This is a genomic window from Maricaulis sp. CAU 1757 (assembly GCF_054482675.1).
Genome location: NZ_JBTLRI010000003.1, coordinates 181,801 through 205,604, shown reverse-complemented (window position 1 = coordinate 205,604; position 23,804 = coordinate 181,801). Strand labels below are relative to the sequence as shown.

The 23,804-nt window shown below is 64.8% G+C and carries 24 protein-coding genes; 9 read left to right on the top strand and 15 right to left on the bottom strand.

The features are described from left to right. Positions 1-40: 40 nt before the first annotated feature. Positions 41-766, bottom strand: a complete 726-nt coding sequence (phbB, locus tag ACXYMR_RS09985) for an acetoacetyl-CoA reductase (RefSeq protein ID WP_458942715.1) — start codon at positions 764-766, stop codon at positions 41-43. Between the two features lie 170 nt (positions 767-936). Between phbB and phaR the strand changes: the two genes are divergently transcribed. Together phaR and ACXYMR_RS09975 are read left to right on the top strand one after the other, a co-directional pair. Beyond that, complete coding sequence (gene phaR, locus ACXYMR_RS09980) at positions 937-1,539, top strand: polyhydroxyalkanoate synthesis repressor PhaR (protein ID WP_458942714.1); 603 nt, start codon at positions 937-939, stop codon at positions 1,537-1,539. 154 nt (positions 1,540-1,693) lie between these two features. Beyond that, positions 1,694-2,023 carry a hypothetical protein gene (locus tag ACXYMR_RS09975; RefSeq protein ID WP_458942713.1) on the top strand — a complete coding sequence of 110 codons (330 nt, stop codon included), beginning with the start codon at positions 1,694-1,696 and terminating at the stop codon, positions 2,021-2,023. A gap of 87 nt (positions 2,024-2,110) precedes the next feature. Here ACXYMR_RS09975 and ACXYMR_RS09970 read toward each other — a convergent pair whose 3' ends face one another. Both ACXYMR_RS09970 and ACXYMR_RS09965 read right to left on the bottom strand, forming a co-directional pair. Then, positions 2,111-2,614, bottom strand: coding sequence for a hypothetical protein (locus tag ACXYMR_RS09970; protein WP_458942712.1), 504 nt, complete (start codon positions 2,612-2,614; stop codon positions 2,111-2,113). Positions 2,615-2,662: 48 nt separating this feature from the next. Continuing rightward, on the bottom strand, positions 2,663-3,409 hold the full coding sequence (locus tag ACXYMR_RS09965) for a glycosyltransferase family 2 protein (protein WP_458942711.1): 747 nt from the start codon (positions 3,407-3,409) through the stop codon (positions 2,663-2,665). A gap of 101 nt (positions 3,410-3,510) precedes the next feature. On the opposite strand from ACXYMR_RS09965, the gene ACXYMR_RS09960 reads away from it, so the two are divergent. Further along, entirely contained in the window at positions 3,511-5,328 is a 1,818-nt protein-coding gene (locus ACXYMR_RS09960) for an ArnT family glycosyltransferase (RefSeq protein WP_458942710.1), read from the top strand. After that, positions 5,325-6,242 carry a hydroxymethylglutaryl-CoA lyase gene (locus ACXYMR_RS09955; RefSeq protein WP_458942709.1) on the top strand — a complete coding sequence of 306 codons (918 nt, stop codon included), beginning with the start codon at positions 5,325-5,327 and terminating at the stop codon, positions 6,240-6,242. Before ACXYMR_RS09960 ends, ACXYMR_RS09955 begins: the two co-directional genes overlap by 4 nt. Here ACXYMR_RS09955 and ACXYMR_RS09950 read toward each other — a convergent pair. The 7 genes from ACXYMR_RS09950 to cysS all read right to left on the bottom strand — a co-directional run bounded on the left by ACXYMR_RS09950 (position 6,239) and on the right by cysS (position 13,067). Further along, on the bottom strand, positions 6,239-7,225 hold the full coding sequence (locus ACXYMR_RS09950; RefSeq protein ID WP_458942708.1) for a glycosyltransferase family 2 protein: 987 nt from the start codon (positions 7,223-7,225) through the stop codon (positions 6,239-6,241). The two genes, ACXYMR_RS09955 and ACXYMR_RS09950, sit on opposite strands and share 4 nt — an antisense overlap. A 2-nt stretch (positions 7,226-7,227) precedes the next feature. After that, positions 7,228-8,454, bottom strand: a complete 1,227-nt coding sequence (locus ACXYMR_RS09945) for an O-antigen ligase family protein (protein ID WP_458942707.1) — start codon at positions 8,452-8,454, stop codon at positions 7,228-7,230. 14 nt (positions 8,455-8,468) lie between these two features. Beyond that, complete coding sequence (gene thrS, locus ACXYMR_RS09940; RefSeq protein ID WP_458942706.1) at positions 8,469-10,403, bottom strand: threonine--tRNA ligase; 1,935 nt, start codon at positions 10,401-10,403, stop codon at positions 8,469-8,471. Between the two features lie 5 nt (positions 10,404-10,408). Next, positions 10,409-10,777, bottom strand: a complete 369-nt coding sequence (gene yidD, locus ACXYMR_RS09935) for a membrane protein insertion efficiency factor YidD (RefSeq protein ID WP_458942705.1) — start codon at positions 10,775-10,777, stop codon at positions 10,409-10,411. Positions 10,778-10,924: 147 nt separating this feature from the next. Then, a complete protein-coding gene (locus ACXYMR_RS09930) occupies positions 10,925-11,380 on the bottom strand; it encodes an iron-sulfur cluster assembly scaffold protein (RefSeq protein WP_458942704.1) in 456 nt (151 codons plus the stop codon). A 33-nt stretch (positions 11,381-11,413) separates the two neighbouring features. Further along, positions 11,414-11,677, bottom strand: coding sequence for a hypothetical protein (locus ACXYMR_RS09925; RefSeq protein WP_458942703.1), 264 nt, complete (start codon positions 11,675-11,677; stop codon positions 11,414-11,416). Between the two features lie 4 nt (positions 11,678-11,681). Further along, on the bottom strand, positions 11,682-13,067 hold the full coding sequence (gene cysS, locus ACXYMR_RS09920; protein ID WP_458942702.1) for a cysteine--tRNA ligase: 1,386 nt from the start codon (positions 13,065-13,067) through the stop codon (positions 11,682-11,684). Between the two features lie 236 nt (positions 13,068-13,303). Here cysS and folE point away from each other — a divergent pair, with 236 nt between their 5' ends. Together folE and ACXYMR_RS09910 are read left to right on the top strand one after the other, a co-directional pair. Further along, complete coding sequence (gene folE, locus ACXYMR_RS09915; RefSeq protein ID WP_458942907.1) at positions 13,304-13,921, top strand: GTP cyclohydrolase I FolE; 618 nt, start codon at positions 13,304-13,306, stop codon at positions 13,919-13,921. A 108-nt stretch (positions 13,922-14,029) separates the two neighbouring features. After that, positions 14,030-14,173, top strand: coding sequence for a hypothetical protein (locus ACXYMR_RS09910; RefSeq protein WP_458942701.1), 144 nt, complete (start codon positions 14,030-14,032; stop codon positions 14,171-14,173). Positions 14,174-14,182: 9 nt separating this feature from the next. Here ACXYMR_RS09910 and ACXYMR_RS09905 read toward each other — a convergent pair whose 3' ends face one another. Next, positions 14,183-15,889, bottom strand: a complete 1,707-nt coding sequence (locus ACXYMR_RS09905; RefSeq protein WP_458942700.1) for an alkaline phosphatase D family protein — start codon at positions 15,887-15,889, stop codon at positions 14,183-14,185. Between the two features lie 85 nt (positions 15,890-15,974). Continuing rightward, the gene (locus ACXYMR_RS09900) at positions 15,975-18,341 is read right to left on the bottom strand and encodes a TonB-dependent receptor (protein WP_458942699.1); all 2,367 of its coding nucleotides are present in this window, start codon (positions 18,339-18,341) and stop codon (positions 15,975-15,977) included. Positions 18,342-18,511: 170 nt separating this feature from the next. Here ACXYMR_RS09900 and ACXYMR_RS09895 point away from each other — a divergent pair, with 170 nt between their 5' ends. The 3 genes from ACXYMR_RS09895 to ACXYMR_RS09885 all read left to right on the top strand — a co-directional run bounded on the left by ACXYMR_RS09895 (position 18,512) and on the right by ACXYMR_RS09885 (position 21,978). Further along, complete coding sequence (locus tag ACXYMR_RS09895) at positions 18,512-19,519, top strand: RluA family pseudouridine synthase (protein WP_458942698.1); 1,008 nt, start codon at positions 18,512-18,514, stop codon at positions 19,517-19,519. A 34-nt stretch (positions 19,520-19,553) separates the two neighbouring features. Next, on the top strand, positions 19,554-20,759 hold the full coding sequence (locus ACXYMR_RS09890; protein ID WP_458942697.1) for a M24 family metallopeptidase: 1,206 nt from the start codon (positions 19,554-19,556) through the stop codon (positions 20,757-20,759). 91 nt (positions 20,760-20,850) lie between these two features. Further along, complete coding sequence (locus ACXYMR_RS09885) at positions 20,851-21,978, top strand: 2OG-Fe(II) oxygenase (RefSeq protein WP_458942696.1); 1,128 nt, start codon at positions 20,851-20,853, stop codon at positions 21,976-21,978. Here the strand turns inward: ACXYMR_RS09885 and ACXYMR_RS09880 are convergent. From ACXYMR_RS09880 to folP, 3 genes are read right to left on the bottom strand one after another with little or no spacing between them, the layout of a single operon-like run. Beyond that, a complete protein-coding gene (locus ACXYMR_RS09880) occupies positions 21,975-22,313 on the bottom strand; it encodes a DMT family transporter (RefSeq protein ID WP_458942695.1) in 339 nt (112 codons plus the stop codon). The two genes, ACXYMR_RS09885 and ACXYMR_RS09880, sit on opposite strands and share 4 nt — an antisense overlap. Next, positions 22,310-22,960 carry a glutathione S-transferase family protein gene (locus ACXYMR_RS09875; protein ID WP_458942694.1) on the bottom strand — a complete coding sequence of 217 codons (651 nt, stop codon included), beginning with the start codon at positions 22,958-22,960 and terminating at the stop codon, positions 22,310-22,312. The genes ACXYMR_RS09880 and ACXYMR_RS09875 overlap by 4 nt, the downstream gene beginning before the upstream one ends. After that, entirely contained in the window at positions 22,957-23,787 is an 831-nt protein-coding gene (gene folP, locus ACXYMR_RS09870) for a dihydropteroate synthase (protein WP_458942693.1), read from the bottom strand. The genes ACXYMR_RS09875 and folP overlap by 4 nt, the downstream gene beginning before the upstream one ends. Positions 23,788-23,804: the final 17 nt, after the last annotated feature.

Sequence of the window (23,804 nt, the reverse complement as noted above, 5' to 3'; positions counted from 1 at the left end):
AACGGCAAGACGGCGAATTTGCGGCAGGACCTGCCACCGGTCACGCCATGTACTGCCCACCATTGATGCTGAGCACGGCGCCAGTGACGAAGCCGCAGCCATCGCTGCACAGGTAACTGACCATACTGCCGATCTCGTCGGCCTCGCCCAGGCGATTGACGGGGATGCCGGCAATCACGCCCTGCAGCGCCACTTCAGGCATCGCTGCCACCATTTCAGTGTTCACATAGCCGGGGGCCACGCAATTGACGGTTATGCCCTTGCGAGCGTTCTCCTGGGCCAGCGCCTTGGTGAAACCGATCACCCCGGCCTTGGCGGCCGAGTAGTTGACCTGGCCCATCTGCCCCTTCTGACCGTTGATCGAGGATATGTTGACGATGCGGCCCCAGCCGCGCTCACGCATGCCCTCGATCACCGGGCGTGTCGTGTTGAACAGGGAGTCCAGGTCCACCCGCATCACGTCGGACCATTGGTCCCGCGTCATCTTGTGGAACATGCCGTCGCGGGTAATGCCGGCATTGTTGACCAGAATGTCGAAAGGCCCGCCTGCGGCCTCCTCGGCCGCAGCCATGCCCTTCTGGCATGCGTCGTAATCCCCGACATCAAACTTGGCGACGGCAATTCCGTGACGTTCCGAGAAGGCATTGGCCGCATCCGAATTGCCGGCATAGTTTGCGACCACAACATGTCCCGCATCTTTCAGCGCGACACTGATTGCTGCGCCGATGCCGCGTGTACCGCCCGTTACCATTGCCCTGCGTGTCATTGTATCTGCCACCTGTGTGTCCCGCCCGGTTCTGTTGCTTCGCCCGGTGCGGCTTGACGCTTGCCGCCGACCGCCCCGAGCGCGTACACCCTACATGAAATAGCATTGCGCCCATGTCGAGCGAATTAGCGTATCTCGGCCGGAGCCCGATGCCAGGAGAGGGCAGACCCTTGAGCAAGAGCAATGGCCAGACGACCAGCGTCGTCATCAAGAAATACGCGAACCGTCGCCTCTACGACACGTCGACAAGCCAGTATGTGACGCTCGACCATCTGCGCGACCTGGTGAAGCGCAATGTCGACTTCCAGGTCGTCGATGCCAAGACCGGCGAGGACCTGACACGCGGCGTGCTGGCCCAGATCATCTTCGAGGAGGAGGCGCGCGGTGCCAATCTCCTGCCGGTGGCATTCCTGCGCCAGCTGATCAGCTTTTACGGCGACAGCCTGCAAAGCGTCGTGCCCGGCTACCTCCAGATGTCGATGGACAGCTTTGCCCAGCAGCAGGAAGAGTTGCGGGAAAAATTCTCCGAAGCCCTGACCTCGCCGCAGGCCGGCATGGCCCTGCTGGAAGAGCAGACGCGGCGCAACATGGACATGTTCGGTGAGGCCATGCGCATGTTCGCGCCGTTCGCCGCGCCTCGCCCCCCTGCCGAAAGCGCTGGCAAGCCGGGCGACTCCGCGACCGGAGGCGACGAGGAAGACCTTGCCGCCATGCGGGCCGAACTCAACGCAATGCGCGACACGCTCGACAAGCTTCTGGACAAAAAGGCCTGACTGTCCCGTTAAGACTTTTGTGCCGGTTTGATCCGGCTTTGCGTGCCAGACAAGGCCATCCCGGTCAGAATCACAGTTAATTCAGGAACGATCCCGGTCGAATCGGGGTTAACTAGGTCTTAAGACTTGGCATCGGCCTTGCGAAGACCCGGACATGACCGTGATCCAGCGCGCATACATCGTCCCGACCCCGACCAGCCGGCGCATTGCGCCGACCGTCGGCGCGCATGGATCAAACGACCGCGAACCGCAGCAGGACCGGGCCCGTCCGTCCGTCCCGACCCGCAAGCCCGCCGATCGCTCCCGTGAGCAGGGCTATGCGCGGGCCCGTCCTGCGACGGCGGAAGTCATCGTCCAGATCATTGCCGGCCCGCAACGCCGCGGCCTCAAGGCCGATGCCAGCGAGCAGGCACGGTATCGGCGCACCTATGAGCAGGCGTCGGAACAGAAAGCGCCGCCCCCTCAGTGGGAGCGGCGCGCATGAGCCTGGCTGTGCTCAGGACCCGGCCGGTCGGCTACTGGCTAGAAGTCGCCCTTGGCGCCGGCCTGACCTTTCTCCTGGTCTGATCCGCTATTCGCCGCCAACCGCCAGATCGCGGCGGGCTGCGACGATGGTCACCACGAATCCGGCCACCACATCCATCAGCGTCATCATCATGATGAGAAAGAAGGTCGAGGTGCCGAACCGTCCGACCAGCAGAAACAGCGCCATGGCGGCGACAAAAACCAGCATGGACAGGCCGTGATTGATGATCGTGGCCGTGCCGGAGCCGGCCGACTTCACCAGCTCGACGAACAACATCAGCAAGCCGAGAATGACAATGATGTCGCCGGCCGTCATGGCCCATGGCCCAGAGACCAGCGGAATGACAAACACCGTGTTGTCCATGACGCTGGCCGCGGCCGTCGGGTCGCCGCCACCGAAGAATGACATGGCCGCATAGGCGATCACCGGAATGATCATCAGCGGAATGATATTGAACATGCTAAGTCCCCCGTTCGACGCATTGCGACGCTTGGCCTGATTGGCCGCCGTCATCCCCAACAATACACCGTCATCACTGGCAGTAGGCATATCGCACTCCCCCTTTGGCGGTGCGCGGGGCCGCTTACTGTATACAGACTACAACTCGTCCGACCCTTTCGGGTTCCGCGCGCGTGAATTTAACCACATGACGCCGAGTATGTCTGTCAAAGAGGCGAAAAGACGACCGAAATTCGTATATTTCGACGAGCCGATTGTGCGGTGACGATGGCTCACCGGACGAAACTCGCAACGATACCCCTCGCGATTCATCAGGGCCGGAAGAAAGCGGTGCTGATGGTCGAAGAAGGGAAGCTGCAAGTAGGCGTCGCGGCGAAAGGCCTTCAGGCCACAGCCGGTATCGTCGCAATTGTCGCCCAGCATGCGCTTGCGAATGCCGTTGCCGAAGCGCGAAGCAAACTTCTTCCAGCCTGAATCCTGGCGGTTTTGCGAGCGATCACCCCCGACCAGGGCGAGATCCTCAGGGGCGTCATCGCGGGTCAGGGCATCGATGACAACGGGCAGATCGGCTGGCGGATTCTGGCCGTCACCATCGAGCGTCGCAATGATGCGCCCACGGGCATGCTGCACCCCGGTCCGCACCGAGCGCGACTGGCCGGCATTCTGACGATGAGTGACCACTCGCAGCATGGGCAATTCGCCCTTGGCAGCCACCAGTTCGTGGCGGGTCTCGTCGGTTGAGCGGTCGTCCACAAAGACGATTTCGAAATTGCGGCCGGCGAGTGCCGTCGCGATCTCGCGCGCGAGGGGCACGACATTGCCGGCCTCGTTATAAGCGGGAACAACGACAGAAATATCGGGGGAAACGGGAGAAGACTGGCTCATATGTGTCTGCTTGAGCTTGCGAAGAACGGGTGGCCCGTTACATACCGGGTTCTCGTCATGACGCGAGGGATTTCTCATGATCGCGTCAGCAGGAGCTGTTCATGGCCTCACTCGCCACCGGTCTCAGGGCCTACTGGATCATCGGCCTCGTGGCCGCAGTCTCGGCGCTGGCCGGCATATTTACCATGCCGCCGCTCGACCGCGATGAGAGCCGCTTCGCCCAGGCCACGGCACAGATGATCGAAACCGGCGATTTCGTCTCAATCAACTTCCTTGATGAATCCCGCAACAAGAAGCCCGTCGGCATCCACTGGCTGCAGGCCGCAAGCGTATCGGTTTTCTCCGATGCCGCTGCCCGCGAAATCTGGGCTTACCGCCTGCCCTCCCTGCTTGGCGTCGTCCTCGCAGCCCTGGCCTGTTTCTGGGGTGGCGTCCGCCTCGTCGGTCGCGAGGCCGCATTTGCCGGCTCGCTGCTGTTTGCCAGCTGTGTGCTGCTTGGCATCGAGGGCGGTATTGCCAAGACCGATGCCATGCTGGCCGGCTGCACCACCCTAGCCATGGCGGCACTGGCCAATCTGCGCTCGGGTGGCGCACGGCGCAGTGCCATGCTGTTCTGGCTGGCGGTCGGCCTGGGTGTGCTGATCAAGGGGCCGGTCACGCCCATGGTGGCCGGTCTCGCCGCAATCGTCCTGGTGGTCTGGGAGCGCAAGGCCGCCTGGCTCAAACCCCTGCTGTTCTGGCCGGGCCCCTTACTCGCCATCGTCCTGGTTCTGCCCTGGCTGATCGGCATCCAGATCGCCACCGACGGGGCGTTCCTGCGCGACGCACTCGGTGATGACCTCGGGCCCAAGCTGGTGTCCGGTCATGAACGCCATGGGGGCTTGCCGGGGTATCACCTGTTGCTGCTGCCGCTCCTGTTCTTCCCGGCCAGTCTTTTTCTGGTACCCGGCGGCGCCCGATTGCTCTCCCACCTGCGTGATGACAGGGCCAGCGATACAGCCCGCGCGGCACGCTTCCTTCTGGCCTGGGCCGTGCCGACCTGGCTGGTCTTCGAGCTCCTGCCGACCAAGCTGCCGCATTATGTCCTGCCGGCCTATCCGGCGCTGGCCCTGATAGCTGGATGGGGGGGCGTTGAACTGGCCAGAACCGCCGCCTGGCAGCGCTGGACAAGCTGGGTCTTCTACGCCGTAGGCGCCCTGCTTTTCGCCGTCGCCCTGCCCGCGATTTTCTTCGCCTATGCCACCGGGGCGAGCTGGGATGCGGTGCAACTGGCCGGGTCCATGGCGGTGCCGAGCATCGCTTTGAGCCCGGATCCGTCCGCCATCGCCCGCGTTCTCCTGGCCGCCACCGTTTTCGCAGGCCTGGCCGGGGCCACGCTCGCGGTGGCAGGCCTCAGGCGCTCGACCGTCGCGCTGCTGGTCCTGGCGGTGCTGAGCGGACTGGGCTGGCAGGTTCTCGGTCGCGGCGTGGCCGCCCCGGCGGCCAGCGCAGTGCGCCTCGCCGACCAGGTCAGGGGCCTACATGACCGAGCCTCTGACCAGGTCGACCTGGACGGGCAACGCCTGGTCTCGGCATCCAGCTTCACCGAGCCAAGCCTCGTCTTCTCACTTGGTACCGACACCGTCCTGGGCAGTGCCCAAGACGTGCTGGCCTTTGCGGAAAGCCGGCAAGTCCCTACATTTGTCGTGCTCGACCTATCGCGCGACGACGACTTGCGCGCGGCCTGGCTTGGCACAGCCGAAACCGACGAAACGGACTGGACCGAGTATGACTTCTTCGCCCGCCTCGAGGCCCTCGGCGCATGCCGGCGCGCCTACACCAGCGGCACCAATTACTCTCGCGGAGACGAGGTACTTCTGGTCACCTTCCTGACGCGCTGCGGCACAGATGTTTCGATCGAAGAACTGGATTACCGATGACCCGAAAAATCGAAATCGTCGAAGTTGGACCGCGTGACGGGCTGCAGAACGACCCGGCCATGATGTCGACGGACACCAAGATCGAATTCGTGGAACGCCTGATCGGTGCGGGCGTACGGCGCATGGAAGCGGCCAGCTTCGTGCATCCGAAACTGGTCCCGGCCATGGCCGACAGCGACGATGTCATGCGGCGCGTGCCGCGCCGGGACGGGGTCAAGTACATTGGCCTCGCGCTCAATGAGCGCGGCATGCGTCGCGCCCTCGAGGCCGGCTGCGACGAGGTCAATTACGTCATGGTTGCCTCTCCCGGCTTCGGCCTCAAGAACCAGAACGCCACGCCGGAACAGACCGCCGACCTGTTCGACCGCATTGCCGTGCTCGCACATGATGAGGGCGTGCCGGTCTCGGTCACCGTTTCGGTGGCGTTCGGCGATCCTTTCGACGGCGAAGTTGATCCTGCCATTCTGCCGATGCTGGCGGCGCGGGCCCGTCAGGCCGGCGCCGTCGAGTTCGCCCTGGGCGACACCATCGGCGTTGCCGACCCGTGGACCGTGCGACGCGTCATCGATGCGGTGCGCCAGCAGAGCGGCGACATGAGGCTGCGCCTGCACTTCCACAACACGCGCAATACTGCGATGGCGAACATTTTCGCTGCCGTCGAGGCCGGTGTCGATGTCATCGACGCTTCATGCGGCGGCATTGGCGGCTGTCCGTTTGCCCCGCGCGCGACCGGAAATGTTGCCACCGAAGACGTTGTCTACATGCTTGACCGGGCCGGTATCGAAACCGGCATCGACCTCGAGAGAATGATTGAAACAGCGCACTGGCTGGAAGCCGAGGGGCTCAAGCACCCGGTGGCCTCGGCACTGTCCAGGGCCGGCAGTTTTCCGTCCGCCGCGGCCGTCAGGCCCTAGGCTTCGATACCCGGCGTCGGGGCTTCGTACTCCGCAACATCATTGCGTGGATGATCCAGACGCAGATTGCGGATGCGCTTGAGCCGGCCCATCGCTCGCTGGCGCCGCCGCAAGCCCTTCCATTGCCCCTTCAGCCGCAGCAGGAGGACGCGCCCCCAGATCGCACCAAAGATCGGTACGACCAGGCACAGCGTCGTCAGCCGCTCCAACAGGCCCGGGTAGAAGCGCCAGAAGTACTTGACGAAGCCTTTGGCCTTCTGGGTTTCCACGAAGAAGGGCGATGACTGGCTGGTGCCGCCGTAGTGCAGGATGTTGGCTCGTGGCTCGAACCAGACCGAGCCGCCAGCTTCGCGCACGCGCCGGCACAGGTCGATATCCTCGACGTGCAGGAAATAGCGTTCGTCGAAACCACCGAGATCGAGAAATGAGGACCGCCTCATCATCAAGGCAGCGCCGGACACCACGGGGACCGGCATGATGTCCGGTTCCAGCGGCTGGCGCTCGAGGTGCAAACTCTGAGTGCCCGGGATGAGGCGATCAAGGCCGAGAAAAGCCACGAGAGCCGAGTTCGGTGTCAGTTCTCCGCGCCGGCCGCCGCGCTGCTCCGTACCGTCCGCATTGAGGATCCGGGCGCCAATCGCCCATGGCTCGGGACCGAGGTCCACGGCGGACTGCTTGAGGCGCCGGGTGACCCCCGGCGACAGGACGGCATCGGGATTGAGGAATAGGACGAGATCGCCGGTCGCGGCCTCGGCGCCGAGATTGCAGCCCTTGGCGAAGCCGAGATTGCGTCCGGTATTGATCAGCGTGAAACAGTCGTGGCCGTCGGCATATTCCTGCAGCGCCTGGTTCATCTCCGGCGGATTGCCGTGATTGACCAGCACGAACTCGTCGACGCCGGGCGCATTGAGGATTGATGCCACGGCCTCAAGCAGGCGCGGCCCGGTCTTCCAGGAAACGGTGACAACGCTGAGGCGAGGCATGGTCAGGCGCTGCCCTTGCTCGCGCCGAGAAAGAGCACCGGTATCACTGCCAACGCCAATGTCCCTTGGTGCCATTCCTGCCACAGCCCGTACGAGAACACGATCTGGGACGCATAAACCACAAACACCCAGATGGCGCCAACAGCCTGTAACCGCGACAATCGCCGCGAGGATGCGATGCGCCCCCCCAGGGTGACCAGCGTGAACGCCAGAAGCATCGCCCCGATTGCTCCGGTCTCCAGCCACACCTGCAGAGTGGCATTATGCGGATGCAACGGCAAGGCCTCGACATTGAAGGTCGTGTCGCCAATGACCAAGGCCAACTCCGAGTTGAGCACTCGCGACGCTTCCACGCCGTAACCGATTATCGGCCTCTGCTCGATCAGCGTGCTCACGAATTCCCAGATTTCCAGCCGGTATTTCCACGACGCCGGGATCATCTCGCGCCAGCTTTCGGGAAACATGGCAATCAGGTCGTCCATGATCACCGGAACGGCCAGGACCAGGCCAGCGAGCAGTCCGAACAGAATGGCGATCACTGCCCGAGGCCACACATAGACCAGGCCGGCTGCCACGGTCGCGGCGAGGAATGCGACGGCATTGGTCTCGGTGCTGAAACTGAAGGCGGCCAGACCGGCCAGCGCCATGATGATGACGGGCAACACATTGCTGCCCTGGCGCCAGGCCAGCAAGGCACAGGGCAGGCTCATCAGGATCAGCGGCACGGCCGCATGGCCCAGATTGCGGTTGGTGAATTCGGTCAGGACACGCTCCGGACGCCCGTCGAAATAACTGTCGAGAAGCTTGGCCGAGCGCGTCAACTGACCATCCAGTAGGCTTTCTGCGAGGAGAAACAGACCGAGGCCGACGACGAAGAACATCATCACCGCCTCGACCCGGTGCCGCCATCGCGGCGACAAGGCGTTCATGCGCATGACGAACAGGATGTAGAGCGGGACGCCGAGGCCGACCTTATACAGAACAGCCGGCTTCTCATACGGCGACCAGGTGAAGCTGAGGGCCATCCAGGCGAGGAAGCCCACAGCCCCGACGAGCGCCCACGGCACCGGACGCAAGCGCCAGAACGCCCGGTCCGGTGTGAACGAAACCAGTGCCAGAAGCGACACCAGGGGCGGTATGAGCAAGCTGCCGATAGACGCGAAGGCAGCTCCGAGCGAGAACGCCAGGATCCCGCAAATGCCGGCCCGGGTATCGCCACGAACGCTCATCGGACCGGTATCCTTCAGGTCCGTTTCAGATCGGGGGCGCGGGCTTCGCCGGCAAGACGCTCGATGGCTGCATCAAGCGGCAGCACTTCCTGTTTCTTGCCGTCCTCGCCAAGGAAGCGCAGGGCGACCGTGCCCTCCTCGGCTTCCTTGCGGCCAACCACGGCGATGACCGGGACCTTGCCGACCGAGTGTTCGCGGACCTTGTAGTTGATCTTCTCGTTGCGCGTGTCGGTCTCGGCATGCAGGCCCGCCGCCTTCATCTTTGACAGCACTTCCTGAGCATAGGAATCGGCATCTGAAGTAATCGTCGCGATGACCACCTGGCGCGGTGCCAGCCAGAACGGCAGCTTGCCGGCATAGCTTTCGATCAGCACGCCCAGGAAGCGCTCCAGCGAGCCCAGGATGGCCCGGTGCAACATCACCGGACGGTGCTTCTCGCTGTCATCGCCGACAAAGGTCGCATCAAGGCGTTCCGGCAGGTTGAAGTCACACTGGATGGTCCCCGTCTGCCACTCGCGGCCGATCGCGTCCTTGAGCACGAAGTCCAGCTTCGGGCCATAGAAGGCGCCGTCCCCGGGATTGTGCTCGTAATCGAGCCCGGAGGCTTCGGCCGCTTCGCGCAGCGCCGCCTCGGCCTGGTCCCAGACCTCGTCGGAACCGACGCGCTGCTCCGGCCGGTCGGCGAACTTGATGCGCAGATCGTCGAAGCCGAAATCGGCATAGACCGACTTCAGAAGCTCGCAGAAATCCTTCACCTCCTGGGTGATCTGCTCGACCGTGCAGAAGATGTGCGCGTCGTCCTGGACGAAGCCGCGCACCCGCATCAGCCCGTGCAGCGAGCCGGACGGCTCATAGCGATGACAGGAACCGAACTCGGCCATGCGCAGCGGCAGGTCGCGGTAGGATTTCTGGCCCTGGTTGAAGACCTGGACGTGGCACGGGCAGTTCATCGGCTTGACCGCCAGGGTCTTTTCTTCCTGGTCGATGGTCGAGATGAACATGTTCTCGCGATACTTGTCCCAGTGGCCGGAAGCTTCCCAGAACTTGCGGTCCATCAGCTGCGGCGTCCGGATCTCGACATAGCCGGAAGCTTCGAGGCGGCGACGCATGTAGTTCTGCACCGTGCGATAGAGGCGCCAGCCATTGGGGTGCCAGAAGACCTGGCCCTGGGCCTCTTCCTGGAAATGGAAGAGCTCCATCTGCTTGCCGAGGCGGCGATGGTCGCGTTTCTCCGCTTCCTCGATGCGGTGCAGGTGCGCCTTGAGCTGTTTCTCGTCGGCCCAGGCTGTGCCGTAGATGCGCTGCAGCATGGCGTTGCGGTGATCACCGCGCCAGTAGGCGCCGGCCACCTTCATCAGCTTGAACGCCTTGCCGATCCGCCCCGTCGAGGGCAGGTGCGGCCCACGGCACAGGTCGAACCAGTCGCCCTGGCGATAGATCGTGATGGTCTCGCTTTCCGGCAGGTCGCGGATCAGCTCGGCCTTGTAGGTCTCGCCCATCTCCTCGAACTTGGCGATGGCGTCATTGCGGTCCCAGACCTCGCGCGTGAAGGGAAGGTCGGCATCGACGATCTCGGCCATGCGCTTCTCGATGGCCTCGAAATCCTCGGTCGAGAACGGCTCGTCGCGGGCAAAGTCGTAGTAGAACCCATCCTCGATGGCGGGGCCGATCGTCACCTGCGTGCCGGGGAACAGGTCCTGGACCGCCTGGGCCAGCACGTGCGCCGCATCGTGACGGATGACTTCCTGGGCCTTCTCGTCCTTGCGCGTCACGATGGCCACGCGCGCATCACCGTCCAGCGGCCGTGTCAGGTCCCAGTCCTCGCCGTCCACCTCGGCGATGATGGCGGCCTTGGCGAGGGATTTCGAGATGCTTTCGGCCAGGTCGAGCGGCGTCGCACCTTCAGGCAGTTCGCGTTCGGAGCCATCGGGAAGCGTTACATTGATCATCGGTCTCATTCCTTGTCGTCGGCGCGGTCAGCCGGCGGATACACTGTCTGCGCTACTGCGCCCCCGGGTTGCGGCCTGAACTTCCAGACCGCCCACCAAGGCGCCGAAGACGGTTCAACCGGAGCTGGGTCGTACCCCCACGTGCCGCCGGGACGACAACGCAGCAAACGTCCCAGGGTCAGCCAGCCCCCGCGCCAGAAGCCCTGCGCCCGGATGACGCAGATGCCGTAGTGCGAGCAGGTCGGCTCATGCCGACAGCGCACACCCAGCGCATAAAAGACCGGCGACAGCGTGTACTGGTAGACACGCAGCAGGCCGATCGACAGCCAGGCCATGGGGCCCTCACTCGGTTTCATGCCTTCGGTTGAACGCATGCAGATCAGAAGCCTTTTAACGCCGCCCCGCGCGCTGTCCACCACTTGCGTGCGACAGGCGGGGAGGACCGCAGTAAATGTTGATGGGTTGGAGCGTCGCTTGCGGACCGGGCGTTTCCCCCGCCGGCATGGCGGGGCCGCGCGGCCCTATCCAGTGGCCCGGGTGGTGGTGGTGCCATCTCCGGAGGCGATCCGGACCGCCTCGGCGGCAGCCTCGAACGCCAGCAGGATCGACTGGTGACGGGCCGGGTAGTCGCGGGCGGCCTCCAGCGCGGCCAAATCCGCGAAGCGACCGGTCGGCGCCGCCTCGCCCTGCTTGAGCATCGCGTTCAGTGCGTCCCGCGCGCCGACAATATCCGCGATACTCGCTCCCACGCCATGGCGTGCCAGGACCGCTGCGGCGGCCTGGCCCAAGGCACAGGCCTTGACGCGCAGGGCCAGATCGCTGACCCGGCCATCCACCATGTCGAGATCCAGCTCGAGTTCGGACCCGCACAGGCGCGACACCTTGCGCACGCTGGCATCCGGCTCGGCGAGCCGCCCGATGCGCGGAATGTCCGCCGCCAGCCGCAACACGGCGTTGGAATAGAGGTCCTGTGTCATCACCTGTCTATGTAAGATGTTCCGAGCGGGGCCTCAATCCTCCAGCTCGTCCTCGTCGAGATAGACGGGCTCGGTGCGGCCGAGCACTTCCGGGATGTCGCCGAAATCCTCGTCGCCGTCCGGCTCCGGCTCCCAGGCCTCGTCGAGCTCGACCGACCAGAAGCCTTCCGACTGCGCCGCACCTTCGGCCAGCTTGATCGCGGCGCCCTCGTCGGCCGCGACCACGCCATAGGTCACGAAACACGCACCGACGGCGTCCTCGACCTGAAGCATCACGTTGAAACCCTTGAGTACCATCGGCCTAGCCCAGCTTCCGCCAGGTCGAGCCTTCCGGCCCGTCATCGACCTGCACCTTGAGCGCGTTGAGCTCGTCCCGGACCTGGTCTGCGGTGGCCCAGTCCTTGGCCTCGCGGGCGGCCTGGCGACGCTCGATCAGCGTGTCGACATGCGTCAGCTCGTCCTCTGACAGGCCGGTCAGGCCGAACCATTCGTCCGGATCGCCCTGCCCCAGACCCAGAAGATCGGCAGCCGCCAGGAGCTCGCCCTTGGCCTTCTGCTGCTCGGTCGGGGTTTCCGCCCGATTGGCATTGCCGGTCAGCACAAACAGCTCGGCCAGCGCATTGGGGGTGTTGAGATCGTCCAGCAGCGCCCCGAGGAAGGCATCCGGCACCTCCGCGGCAGCAGCATCGACGTCCTTCAGGCGCCGCAGCACGCCATAGATCCGGTCGAGCGAACGCCGCGTCTTGCTGAGCAGGTCGGCATTCCAGGTCAGCGGCGCGCGATAGTGCGCCGTCAGCAGGGCGCTGCGCAGAACCTCGCCCGGCCACGCCTGCAACAGCTCATGGATCAGCGCCACATTGCCCAGCGACTTGGACATCTTGTCCGAGCCCATGTTCAGGAAGCCGTTGTGCAGCCAGTAATTGGCCATGGCCTTGCCGCCATGGGCGCACACCGACTGGGCGATCTCGTTTTCGTGGTGCGGGAAGACGAGGTCGACACCGCCACCGTGGATGTCGATGGTTTCGCCCAAATGCGCCTCGCACATGGCCGAGCATTCCAGATGCCAGCCTGGCCGGCCGCGCCCCCAGGGGCTGTCCCAGCCCGGCTCGTCTTCGCTCGACGGCTTCCACAACACGAAATCGCCCGGGTCCTTCTTGTACGGCGCGACCTCGACGCGGGCGCCGGCGCGCATGTCGTCCAGCGAGCGCTTTGACAGCCGGCCGTACTGGTCGAAGGAGGTGACCGAGAACAGGACGTGGTCCTGCGCGGCATAGGCATGGCCCTGCTCGATCAGGGTCGCCATCATCGCGATCATCTCGTCGATGTGTTCGGTGGCCCTCGGCTCCAGCGTCGGCGCCTGCACGCCCAGGCCGTCAAGGTCCTGGCGGTAGATGCGGGCAAAGCGCTCAGCGACGTCGGCGATACCCTCGCCGTTCTCGCGGGCCGCCGCCATGATCTTGTCGTCGATATCGGTGATATTGGCGGCGAGTACGACCGCGTCCGCGCCATACAGGCGGGTCAGAACCCGGCGCAGCACGTCGAACACGACCGGCGGCCGCGCATTGCCGATATGGGCGTAATTATACACTGTCGGACCACACACATACATCGTCACCCGGTCGGGATCGATCGGTTCGAAGACCCGCTTGGCGCGCGCCATCGTGTCGTAAAGGGTGAGCGATTGCATGATATTATCCAGTATTTGGCCCAAAGTGGACTGATAATAATTTACGCCGTCTGCGCGGTGGAAGTTGGAAAGCGCGGCTCGAGACCTTACATAGCCCCTAGCGCCCCGGCGCGAAAACAGAGGATTTCAGGCCTCGACAGCAAATTGTCGCGCGCTGCGTCCTCGATCCGGAAACCGGAACTACGGTTGCGACGTATACGAGCGGAGCCGACCCGACAACGAAAGGATCCATGAGGATGGACGCCATGACACCAGAAGCCGCAATCAAGGCGGTCAGCAAATCTGCTCGCCCTTCCCGCGAAGAAGCCGAAGCGGCCGTTCGCACCCTGATTTCCTGGGCCGGCGACGACCCTGCCCGTGAAGGCCTGATCGACACGCCCAAGCGCGTGGTCAAGGCCTGGGAAGAGTGGTTCTCCGGTTATGAGGCAGACCCGGCCAAGGCCCTGGGGCGAACCTTCGAGGACGTGCAGGGCTATGACGACATGGTCATGCTGACCAATATCGACGTCGAGAGCCATTGCGAACACCATCTCGCCCCGATCCTCGGCGTCGCCCACGTGGCCTACCTTCCGTCCAAGGCCGTGGTCGGCATTTCCAAGATTGCCCGCGTGGTCGAGATCTTCTCCAAGCGCATGCAAACGCAGGAAACCATGACGGCCCAGATCGCCGATGCGCTGATGGATGCCATGCAGCCGCGCGGTGTCGCCGTCCTCGTCGACGCGAAGCACCAGTGCATGACCACGCGCGGTGTGCATCACCCGAACGTGTCCACGATCACCACCACCTTCACCGGTGAGTTCAAGACCGATGCTGGCCTCAAGGACCGCTTCATGCGGATGGTTGAACGCGCCTGATCCAAAGATCGGCCGCACGGGCTGATCCGGTCATGATTTATACCCCCGAACCCGACGGTTTGGGGGTATTTTCATAGCCAAGGCCCGCCCCCGCCCGACGGAGAGTTCATGAATACCCGAGTAGTTGCCCGCGCCGCCCTGTTGGCGTCGACCCTGACCGCACTGATCGCCGCCTCCGTACACGGGCAGGCCGCAGAACAGCGCGCTGCCGCCACTGCACAGGGCACGAGCCCGGTGGCCGCGACCCGCTAGACCGGTCCCTCAAGCAAGCCGTTCAATGGATCCCGGCTGGCCATCACGGCCGGGCTCGAGCCGCCAGCTGGCGGCCACTCCGGCGCGATAATCGCGCTGCAGGATCGACGACACCGACACGTAATCGGCGCGCGCCTCCTCCGCTTCAAGCGTCAGGCGGATGTAGCCGAACTCTTCCATGTTGCAGTAGCGCACGTCGCGATTGGCCTCGACCATGAGCTGGCCGTAATCGACACCGGGTGCGGCATAGCTGGCGAACGGGGCCGGGCTGGTCACCGAGGCGCCCACCAATTCGGTCCCGCGCCGCTCACCGTCAGCATCGACCAGATCATTGACCCAGAATGAATGCACGTCACCCGTCAGGGTTACGATATCCGCGCCCGAGCCCTTGAGCGCCGCGTAAAGCCGCTCGCGCTCGGCCGCATAGCCGTCCCACATGTCGGTATTGAGCGGCAGCCCGAACCGGGTGCGCTGGATGAAGTCCCGGGCATAATCATTGTCGCGCGAGGCATACCAGCGCAACCAGCCCGGCAACGTCGTCGAGAAATCCGGCAGATCGACCCGCGCGAGAATCACCTGGTTGGCCAGGATCTGCCACGGCTTGCCGGCGGCTACAGAGGCTTCGCACGCGGCTGCGATGTCAGCGATCTGCTGCGCACCGAGCAGCTCGCGGCTTTCGTCGCCCAGCACATCGCTCTTCCAGGACGCTACCGCCGCCTGCACATCCGGATCGTCATAGTCCGCATCCGCCGCGACCGGGAAACTGTCCTCGCTCACCGGCTCGCCACGCACGGCAAGCCGACTTTCCAGCAGACACAGCGTCGCCAGGTCACCGATTTCGTACACGCCGCGGCGGTTGATCAAGTCGCCGTCTTCGGGCTCGCGGCTCGGCGTCCAGTCATACCAGGCGCGCAGCGCCGCATCGCGGCGCGCCACCCAGGCGCCCTCGTCCTCGCCATGGTTTTCCGCCCCGTCGCGCCAGCTGTCATTGGCGGTCTCGTGATCATCCCAGCTCATGATCCACGGCGCTGCCGCGTGTAGCGCCTGCAAGTCCGGATCGGTCTTGTACTGGGCGTGGCGGGTCACGTAATCGGCATGACTGACGATCTCGTGGCGCGGTTCGGGCACCCGGTTGAGCGCCTCCGCATCGCCGGTCGCATATCCGCCCATGCCGTATTCGTAGATGTAATCACCCAGATGGATAACCAGGTCGAGCTCGCCATTGCGGGCCGCTTCGCCATAGACGTTGAAATGGCCAGCCGGGAAATTGGAACAGGAAAACACGCCGATCCGGTAGGCCTCGGTGCCCGTCACCGGCAGGGTGCGGGTCTCGCCGACCGGCGAATAGGTGTCATTATGCCGGAAGCGGTAGAAATAGCGCTGGCCGGGCTGCAGGCCGGTGGCCAAGACTTTCAGCGTCCCCAGCGGCTGCACCGTCACGTAACTCAGGCTTTCACCCTGCTGGAAAACGATGTCGGAAAACCCGGCATCACGTGCAACCTCGACACCGCGATAGCCCCCGCCATCTCCGCTCAATGCGGTCCACAGCATGATGCTGGTCTGGTCGGGATCGCCCGAAGCGACACCATGCTGGAAAACGCCTTCGCCGCGCGCCTCGAACACGTCCGGCTGGCGACGGGTGCAGGCGCCGGCGGTGAGGCCGGCTCCGGCTGCCCCCAGCAGGGCGGCGCGCCGCGTCAGTTTGATGTCGGTCATGGCAATTCCCCGGTCCACCCGGCCTCAGCATGCCAAGCTTTGACCCGGCGCGGCAAGCCGCCCCTGGCGCGCCGGGGCCAACAGGCTAGTAGGTGTAACCGATGCGGATGCCGTACAGCCTTGGCGCCCCGCGCACGAAGGTCGGCAGTCCGAACGTGCCGCCGGTATTGCCGGCGTCGATCAGGTATTCCTCGTCCAGAAGATTGCTGCCATGCAGTTCGACATGTACCGGACGGCGCGCGTCCTCGTACCGCAGGCGGGCATCCACCACGCCGTACTCGCCCTGACTGAGCGCACCGCCAAACAGGCTGTTGTCATTGTCGAAATAGACCCGGGACTGCCAGTTCCAGGTCGGCCGGAAAGACAGCTCGCCCCAGGCCGCGTCAATCAGCAATACGTCCAGTCCGAGCGAAGCCGCGTGGCGCGGTGCATAGCGGAAGGTCTGGCCGGCCATCGCCATGACCCGGCCCTGCCCGTCCGTATCATCCAGCGTAGCCGAGTTGTAGGCATAGCTGACGTACAGGTCGGCGCGCTCACCCAGGTAGGCCCGGCCCTGCAGCTCGGCCCCGTACTGCGTGGCATTGCCGGCATTGTCGGTGATGAAGCTGACCTGGTTGGGATCGAAGCGGCTGGTCTGGAAATTCTCGTACTCGGAATAATACACCGAGCCCGAGAACTGGCCGTGACGCCAGTTCCAGAACGCCCCGACTTCCAGCGAATCGACGATCTCGGCCGGGGCTTCGGAAAAGAAGCTCGGCGAGCGGGTGTCGACCGAGATCACGTCCGGGCGACGGCCGCGCCCCAAGCTGGCCCAGGCATTGAGGTCGTCACTGACCCGGTAGGACAGCGCCGCGCGCCAGGTCAGGTCATCGAAGTCGCCGGACTGGGAGACCGGCTGCCCGCCGGGCGTGTAGGGTACGACCAAGGTCGGCGAGAAAGTGATGAAATTGGGCCCGGAAACATTGCGTCCATACCCCGAGGACGTCTTGTCCTCCCGCGTCCAGCGCAGACCTCCCGTCAGGCTCAGGCGCGAGGTCAGTTCGACCGTGGCATCCGCGAACAGGTCGAGTGACGTCACGTCCGACGCGTTCTCGCCAACCTCCTCGTAGAAGCCCCGCAGCGGCACCAACTGGCCCTGCCCGAGAAGCGCCGGAATACTGTAGGCAAAGGGATTGAACGGATTGTCGGCATCGACACCGGGGAAGCCGGACATGGCCAGCAACGCTTCGACCTGGCCGATACTCAAGCCCAGACCGGCCGCGATCGGCGTCAGCAGAACCGCCTGCGCGACCCGCTCGTCGACAGCCACGGGAACCCGCTGGACCGTGGTTTCGTGGAAGACCTGCGCCCCAAGCGAACCCGTCCAGCGCTGGCCGGCGTCGTAGCTTAGCCGCAATTCCTGGCTCGACTGCTCGCCCGAAGCGTCTTCGGCGAAGGCAAGGAACGGCAGAATGCTGCCATCCGGATCGAGGACTTCCAGCGCATCGAAGTCGCGCCACCCCGAGATCGCGGTCAGGGTCCACTGATCGTCGAGGGCGGCGTCGGCGCGCAGCGTTACGCCGCGCAGCCGGCGGTCCAACCCCAGCGGTCGTCCCTCCATGAAATCCCCGAACGTCTGCAGGGCTGCAGACGTGAACGGGCTTGCATCACCACCCGGAACGGGGATCACCCCGGACTTGGTGGCCGTGCCCGACGGCGTGTCGTGCTGGTAGTTGAGAATCAGGTCGATATCGACGCGGTCTGTCGGCGCGCCGGACAGCACCAGTCGGTAGGCGGACATGCCCTCGCTCTGCAGTGCCTCGCCCCCTGCGGCATTGCTCACATAGCCGGCGCGTTGGCGGATCACGCCGGCGACGCGCAGGGCATAATTGTCGGCCAGCGGCAGATTGACGTGGCCGCTTGCCTCGCGTTGGTCGAAATTGCCGAAACCGGCCTCCAGCGACGCCGACAGCGTGTCCTCTGCCTTGCGCTGGATAATGTTGATGCCGCCGATAAGTGCGCCCCGCCCGAACAGGGTCGGCTGTGGCCCCTTGGCCACTTCGAACCGCTCGATATCGAACAGCGCCACCGAGGACCCGCGCGCGCGATTGATCGAGACGCCGTCCTGGAAGATCGCCACCCGGGTTTCCGACGTCGCCTCGCCACTGTCCGTGGTGATGCCGCGAATGGCGTAGGAGGTGTTGCTGGCGCTCTGCTCGTGAACCAGGAGGCCTGGCGTGAAGGCGGCCAGATCCTCGAAGCTCTCAATGTCCAGCTTCTCGATCAGGCCGGCGTCAAACGCCGACAGGTTGATCGGCACGTCGGCGACCGACTGGCTGCGGAACTGGGTGGTCACGGTGATGACTTCGACGCCCCCCTCCGCCTCGACCGATTGGGCAGCAGCACCGGCTGTGGCTGTGGCAACGGCGAGAACAAGGGCGGAAGCCGTGCTGAGGCAGGCTGAATTATACATGGTATGAATCCTGGAAATCGGTCTGCAGCGCGCGCTCGCCGCTGCTTTCGGAGGCGCTGCCTAGCGGCCAAAGGTGAATCACTCCTGACCCGGCAATGCACTTCCATCGCCGGACTGCAGTACGCCCCTCCGGCATTGCATTCCGTTGGCGCGTGGTGGAGGTATGGCGCATGACCGACACCGCCTCGACTTCCGCTTTCACGGCCGATGCCGACAGCGCCGGGACGCGCCTCGACCGCTGGCTCGCCGACAATATCGCCGTTCTCTCACGTTCACGCATCAAGGCCCTCATCGAAGCCGGCCAGCTGACCGTCGACGGGCAGGTCCTGACTGACCCATCGGCCAAGATCACCGACGGCGCCACCTACCGGCTGGCTGTCCCGGCTCCGCGTGCCGCCGATCCCGAGCCCGAACCCATGGACCTCGATATCCTGCACGAGGACGACGACCTCATTGTCATCAACAAGCCGAGCGGGCTCGCCGTGCATCCGGCCGCCGGCAACTGGTCGGGGACCCTGGTGCATGGTCTGCTGCACCATTGTGCCGGCTCGCTGTCGGGCATTGGTGGCGTCGAGCGGCCTGGCATCGTGCACCGCCTCGACAAGGACACGTCGGGCGTCATGGTCGTGGCCAAGTCCGACCGCGCCCATCAGGGGCTGTCGGCACAGTTCGCCGCCCATTCGGTCCAGCGTGCCTACATCGCCTTCACCCGCAACGCCCCCTCGCCCAAGTCCGGCCGCATCGAGACCCAGATCGCCCGCTCTTCGCGGGATCGCAAGAAGTTCGAAGTGCCGCACAATCCCTACAGCGAGGCCGGCAAGCACGCGATCACCAATTACGTGACCCTGAAGCGCTATGGCCAGAAACCCGATGCCGCGGTCGGCACCGGGCTTGCCGCCAAGGTGGAGTGCCGACTGGAGACTGGCCGCACGCACCAGATCCGCGTCCACATGGCCCATATCGGCTGCGGCCTGCTCGGTGACCCGGTCTATGGCAGCAAGCGCGGCCGCCTACTCGGGACCGGTGATGAGGGCCGCGAGCTGCGCGAGTTCCGCCGCCAGGCGCTGCACGCTGCCATCCTCGGCTTCCAGCACCCGGTCAGCGGCGACCATTTGCGCTTCGAGAGCGATCTGCCCAAGGACATGCAGAGACTGGAAAAATTCCTCGAGCGCCTCTAGCTCAGGCCATACCGCCGCCATGCAAGGACTTCACATGCCGCAGGACACGACACGCATCATAGGAGGGTCGGACGCGGCCACCGAACTGGCCCGCCTGACACCGATGCTGGACGCCTGCCAGCCGATCGCAGTGACCGAGATCCGCAACCGGCTGAGCGCCCTCCAGGCGCGGATGCAAGCTTCCGGGCTGGACTTCGTCTGGCTCAATGCCGGGGTCAACCTGGGCTATTACACCGGCCTGCGCTGGTCTGCATCGGAACGGCTGGTGGGTGCCCTCATCCCGGCCGCCGGCGAGCCGCGCTATGTCGGCCCGGCCTTCGAACATGGCACGCTGGAGGGGTATATGCGCGTACAGGCGGTGCTGTACGGCTGGGAAGAACACGAGGATCCCTACGCCCTTCTGTCCGGACTGGCGGACAACGGCGCCACGCTGGGAATCGATCCTTCCACCCCACTGGGTGTTGCGCGTTCGATCGAGCGCGCATGGCTGGGACCGGTCCAGGACGCCGCAGACGACATCCTGTCGGGCCGACAGATCAAGTCACCGGCCGAGATCGCCCTCATGCAGGCCACCAAGACCGCGACGCTGGAGGTACACCGCGCTGCCGCCCGCATCCTGCGCCCCGGCATCACCACCGCCGAAGTCACCGAGTTCATCCACTCGGCCCACAAGGCGATCGGAGCGCCGGGCGGTTCGACCTTCTGCATCGTCCTGTTCGGACCGGACACCGCCTTCCCGCACGGTGTGGCCGAGCCGAAAGCCCTTGAAGAGGGCGACATGGTGCTGATCGACACCGGCTGCGCCCGGCACGGCTACCAGTCCGACATCACCCGCTCCTATGTGTTCGGCACGCCGAGCGCGCGCCAGCGCGAGATCTGGGAGGCGGAAAAGGCCTGCCAGGTCGCTGCCTTCGAGGCCGCTCAAGTGGGCGCAACATGTGCCAGCGTCGATGCGGCCGCGCGTCGGGAAGCAGTGAACCGGGGCCTCGGTCCGGACTACCGGCTGCCCGGCATCCCGCACCGCACCGGTCACGGTATCGGCCTCGAGATCCACGAAGCGCCCTATCTGGTTGGTGGCGACGAAACGCATCTGGCCCCCGGCATGTGCTTTTCCAACGAGCCGATGATCTGTGTACCAGGCGAGTTCGGGATCCGCCTCGAAGACCATTTCTACATGACTTCAGCCGGCCCGCGCTGGTTCACCGAACCCTCACCTTCGATTGAAGACCCGTTCGGCTGAACGCAGACAGGACTGCGCAAAAGACAAACTACTGGTATCCGGGTAGTGCAGGACCTAAGCTTCGCCCCGTAAATCCCACAGGCTGATCCAGATGTTTCCCGAGTATTCGCACCTCAGCGCCCGCTGCGCAGCCTTGCTCGGTCCCTACGTCAACCAGCCGACGGTTGGCGATTTCGCATCCGATTTCGAATGCCTCGATCCGACCGGCCGGACCATCCGCCTGTTCGACGATGCCTTCGCCGGCCGCCCCATCGTGCTGGCCCTGCTCAACGAGGTCGATGCCAGCACCCTACCGATCGCCCTGCCCCGCCTGGCCGGGCTCGAGCGCCAGCTGGCCGTCCACGCGACCCGGCTCGTCGTCGTGTCAGCCTGCACGGACAATGCGCTGACCGCCCGCCTGGCCCGCGAGGCGGGACTGGCAACACCAGTGCTTGGCGACGGCACCGGCGCCCTCCTTGCCCGCTATGGCCTGCTGCGGGGTGACACGTCCGGCCAAACCGCCAATACCCGCCTCCTGCTGATCTCCGCCAATGGACAGATCCTCACCATGACCGATTACGAAGACGGCCGTTTCGAGCACATCACGGCGCAACTGGACGGCCTGAACTCGGCGGGCCGCAGCCTGGCCGATAAGTGGATACCGGGCCATGCGCCGATCCTCGCCATCCCCAACGCACTCGACCCGGACGACTGCGTGAAGCTGATCGACCATTATGGCAAGAGCGATGATTTTCGGGTCGCCCGCCCGGGCGCCGGGGACCCGGCCGAATACAAGTTCGCTGCCTCCGACTACAACCGCCAGGACCGGATTGACCAGATCATCCGCGACACCACGCTCAACCAGTTGATCGACGAGCGCATCAATACCCGCGTCCTGCCCCAGATCGCCAAGGCCTTCGCCTTCCAGGTCACGCGCCGCGAGGCCTTCCACGTGGCCCGCTACCAGGGCGCGCGCGAAGGCATCGCCATTGGTCATCGCGACAACACCCACGCCTCGACGCGGTACCGCCGCTTCGCGCTCTCCGTCAGTCTCAATGATGATTATGAGGGCGGCGAGCTGGTGTTCCGCGAATATGCCGGAAAGGGCTATCGGGGCGCCGTCGGGACGGCCTTCGTGTTTTCCTCCAGCCTGCTTCACGAGGTTGAGGAAACAACTCGCGGCACCCGCTACAATCTGATCAGCCACTTCTTTGACGACGCCGCCACCGGCGCCCGCTAGCTCTCGCCACTGGTCGCCTTGAGCCCCACAAGGCCGATGAGGATCAGGGTGAGGAAGCCGATGCGAGCCAGCGTCGCCGGCTCCTTGAACACGAGGATGCCCAGAGTCGCCACGCCGAGCGCGCCAATGCCCGTCCACACCGCATAGGCGGTGCCGGCGGGCAGGTGCTTCATGGCGAAGAACAGCGCCGCCATCGATCCGGCCAGTGCTCCGTAGACCGCACCGTGCAGCCACCAGGGATGCTCGGCCCGGACATATTTGAACCCGAGCGCCCAGGCCATTTCCAGCAGCCCCCCGATGACAAGCAAACTCCACGGTCCGAACAGTACCGTCATGCATCCACCTCGAGCTCGAAATTGCGCTTCCAGACACGCGCGACCACACCATGGCTTTCGGTGGCGCGCACGGCGCTAGCCAGCGACGGGCAATTGTCGAAGAACCATTCCCGGCGCGGCGACCAGAAACTCATCATCGCCACGTAAACGTCCAGCAGGCTCATATTGGGCCCCAGCAGGTACGGCCCCGGCAAACCGTCGAAATGCTCCTCCATGACCTCCCAGAGCATTTTGCGGCGCTGCCTCGCGCGCGTTTTCAGGATGTCATGCGTGGAGCGGTCCGGATGGAACCGGCCCGGTGCGTCGGAAATCGTGTAGGTCGGATAGATGTTGGTTCCCAGAAACAGCATCCAGCGCAGGTATTCGGCGCGCTCATCGCTATCCGGTGGCGGGGCAAAGCGGTAAGTGCCATCGCGGTCGCCCAGCCAGATCAGGATCGCCGCGCTTTCTGTCATCACGTCATCGTCCGGCAGGACCAGCGTCGGCACCTGGCCGAGCGGATTGAGCGCCGACAGCGCCTCGCTGCTGGCATCGTCCCCGAACGGATCCGCGTCGACGCGGTCATAGTCCAGCCCCAGCAGTTCCAGCGCCGCCTCGACACAGGTCGAACCAAACCCGACCTGGCCGTACAGCGTGAAGCGGCTCATCGCCGGCCCCGACCGATCGCGGCTTGGACCTTGAGTGCCTGCACGGTCATGCGCACATCATGCACCCGCACCATGGCCGCCCCCGCCTTGGCCGCCGCCAGGGCCGCGGCCAGCGATCCGCCAAGCCTCTCCATTTCCGCCGCGCCCTCGTCGATGGCGGCAATGAAGCGCTTGCGCGAAGCGCCGAACAACACCGGATAGCCGAGACCGATGATCTCGGGCAGGTCATGCATCAGGGCCAGGTTGTGATCCAGCGACTTGCCGAAACCGATACCCGGATCGAGCCAGATGCAATCGGCCGACACGCCGGCTGCCATGGCCAGGTCGGCACGCTCGGTGAGGAAGTCGCAGACTTCGCCGACCACGTCGTCATACTGCGGATTGTCCTGCATCGTCGCCGGCGTGCCCGACATGTGCATGAGGATGACCGGCACGCCCAGCTCGGCCGCGGTCTCGATCGCGCCATCCGAGCGCAGGGCGTTGACGTCATTCCAGATATCGGCACCCGCCTCGATCGCGGCGCGGGCCACGCCGGGCTTGAAGGTGTCGATGGAAATGCGCGCCGCGGTCTCCTCGCGCAGGGTGCGGATGACCGGGATAACCCGGCGCAGCTCCTCCGCCTCCTCGACCGGCTCGGCCCCCGGGCGTGTCGACTCGCCACCGATATCGATGACGTCCGCGCCGTTGCGAAGCATTTCCAGCGCGCGCTTGACCGCTGCTTCCTGGTCGATCCAGCTGCCGCCGTCGGAGAAGCTGTCTGGCGTGACGTTGAGAACGCCCATCACGAAGGGCAGGTCGGACTGGCGACGAGGGCGAAACTTGCTCATGACTCCCTGCTAGATGG

What these genes read in the sequence shown, in the direction of transcription:
- phbB (WP_458942715.1), bottom strand. Translation starts at nt 766, where the DNA reads ATGACACGCAGGGCAATGGTAACGGGCGGTACACGCGGCATCGGCGCA.
- ACXYMR_RS09975 (WP_458942713.1), top strand. Translation starts at nt 1,694, where the DNA reads ATGACCGTGATCCAGCGCGCATACATCGTCCCGACCCCGACCAGCCGG.
- ACXYMR_RS09970 (WP_458942712.1), bottom strand. Translation starts at nt 2,614, where the DNA reads ATGCCTACTGCCAGTGATGACGGTGTATTGTTGGGGATGACGGCGGCC.
- ACXYMR_RS09965 (WP_458942711.1), bottom strand. Translation starts at nt 3,409, where the DNA reads ATGAGCCAGTCTTCTCCCGTTTCCCCCGATATTTCTGTCGTTGTTCCC.
- ACXYMR_RS09960 (WP_458942710.1), top strand. Translation starts at nt 3,511, where the DNA reads ATGGCCTCACTCGCCACCGGTCTCAGGGCCTACTGGATCATCGGCCTC.
- ACXYMR_RS09955 (WP_458942709.1), top strand. Translation starts at nt 5,325, where the DNA reads ATGACCCGAAAAATCGAAATCGTCGAAGTTGGACCGCGTGACGGGCTG.
- ACXYMR_RS09950 (WP_458942708.1), bottom strand. Translation starts at nt 7,225, where the DNA reads ATGCCTCGCCTCAGCGTTGTCACCGTTTCCTGGAAGACCGGGCCGCGC.
- ACXYMR_RS09945 (WP_458942707.1), bottom strand. Translation starts at nt 8,454, where the DNA reads ATGAGCGTTCGTGGCGATACCCGGGCCGGCATTTGCGGGATCCTGGCG.
- thrS (WP_458942706.1), bottom strand. Translation starts at nt 10,403, where the DNA reads ATGATCAATGTAACGCTTCCCGATGGCTCCGAACGCGAACTGCCTGAA.
- yidD (WP_458942705.1), bottom strand. Translation starts at nt 10,777, where the DNA reads ATGCGTTCAACCGAAGGCATGAAACCGAGTGAGGGCCCCATGGCCTGG.
- ACXYMR_RS09930 (WP_458942704.1), bottom strand. Translation starts at nt 11,380, where the DNA reads ATGACACAGGACCTCTATTCCAACGCCGTGTTGCGGCTGGCGGCGGAC.
- ACXYMR_RS09925 (WP_458942703.1), bottom strand. Translation starts at nt 11,677, where the DNA reads ATGGTACTCAAGGGTTTCAACGTGATGCTTCAGGTCGAGGACGCCGTC.
- cysS (WP_458942702.1), bottom strand. Translation starts at nt 13,067, where the DNA reads ATGCAATCGCTCACCCTTTACGACACGATGGCGCGCGCCAAGCGGGTC.
- folE (WP_458942907.1), top strand. Translation starts at nt 13,304, where the DNA reads ATGGACGCCATGACACCAGAAGCCGCAATCAAGGCGGTCAGCAAATCT.
- ACXYMR_RS09910 (WP_458942701.1), top strand. Translation starts at nt 14,030, where the DNA reads ATGAATACCCGAGTAGTTGCCCGCGCCGCCCTGTTGGCGTCGACCCTG.
- ACXYMR_RS09905 (WP_458942700.1), bottom strand. Translation starts at nt 15,889, where the DNA reads ATGACCGACATCAAACTGACGCGGCGCGCCGCCCTGCTGGGGGCAGCC.
- ACXYMR_RS09900 (WP_458942699.1), bottom strand. Translation starts at nt 18,341, where the DNA reads ATGTATAATTCAGCCTGCCTCAGCACGGCTTCCGCCCTTGTTCTCGCC.
- ACXYMR_RS09895 (WP_458942698.1), top strand. Translation starts at nt 18,512, where the DNA reads ATGACCGACACCGCCTCGACTTCCGCTTTCACGGCCGATGCCGACAGC.
- ACXYMR_RS09890 (WP_458942697.1), top strand. Translation starts at nt 19,554, where the DNA reads ATGCCGCAGGACACGACACGCATCATAGGAGGGTCGGACGCGGCCACC.
- ACXYMR_RS09885 (WP_458942696.1), top strand. Translation starts at nt 20,851, where the DNA reads ATGTTTCCCGAGTATTCGCACCTCAGCGCCCGCTGCGCAGCCTTGCTC.
- ACXYMR_RS09880 (WP_458942695.1), bottom strand. Translation starts at nt 22,313, where the DNA reads ATGACGGTACTGTTCGGACCGTGGAGTTTGCTTGTCATCGGGGGGCTG.
- ACXYMR_RS09875 (WP_458942694.1), bottom strand. Translation starts at nt 22,960, where the DNA reads ATGAGCCGCTTCACGCTGTACGGCCAGGTCGGGTTTGGTTCGACCTGT.
- folP (WP_458942693.1), bottom strand. Translation starts at nt 23,787, where the DNA reads ATGAGCAAGTTTCGCCCTCGTCGCCAGTCCGACCTGCCCTTCGTGATG.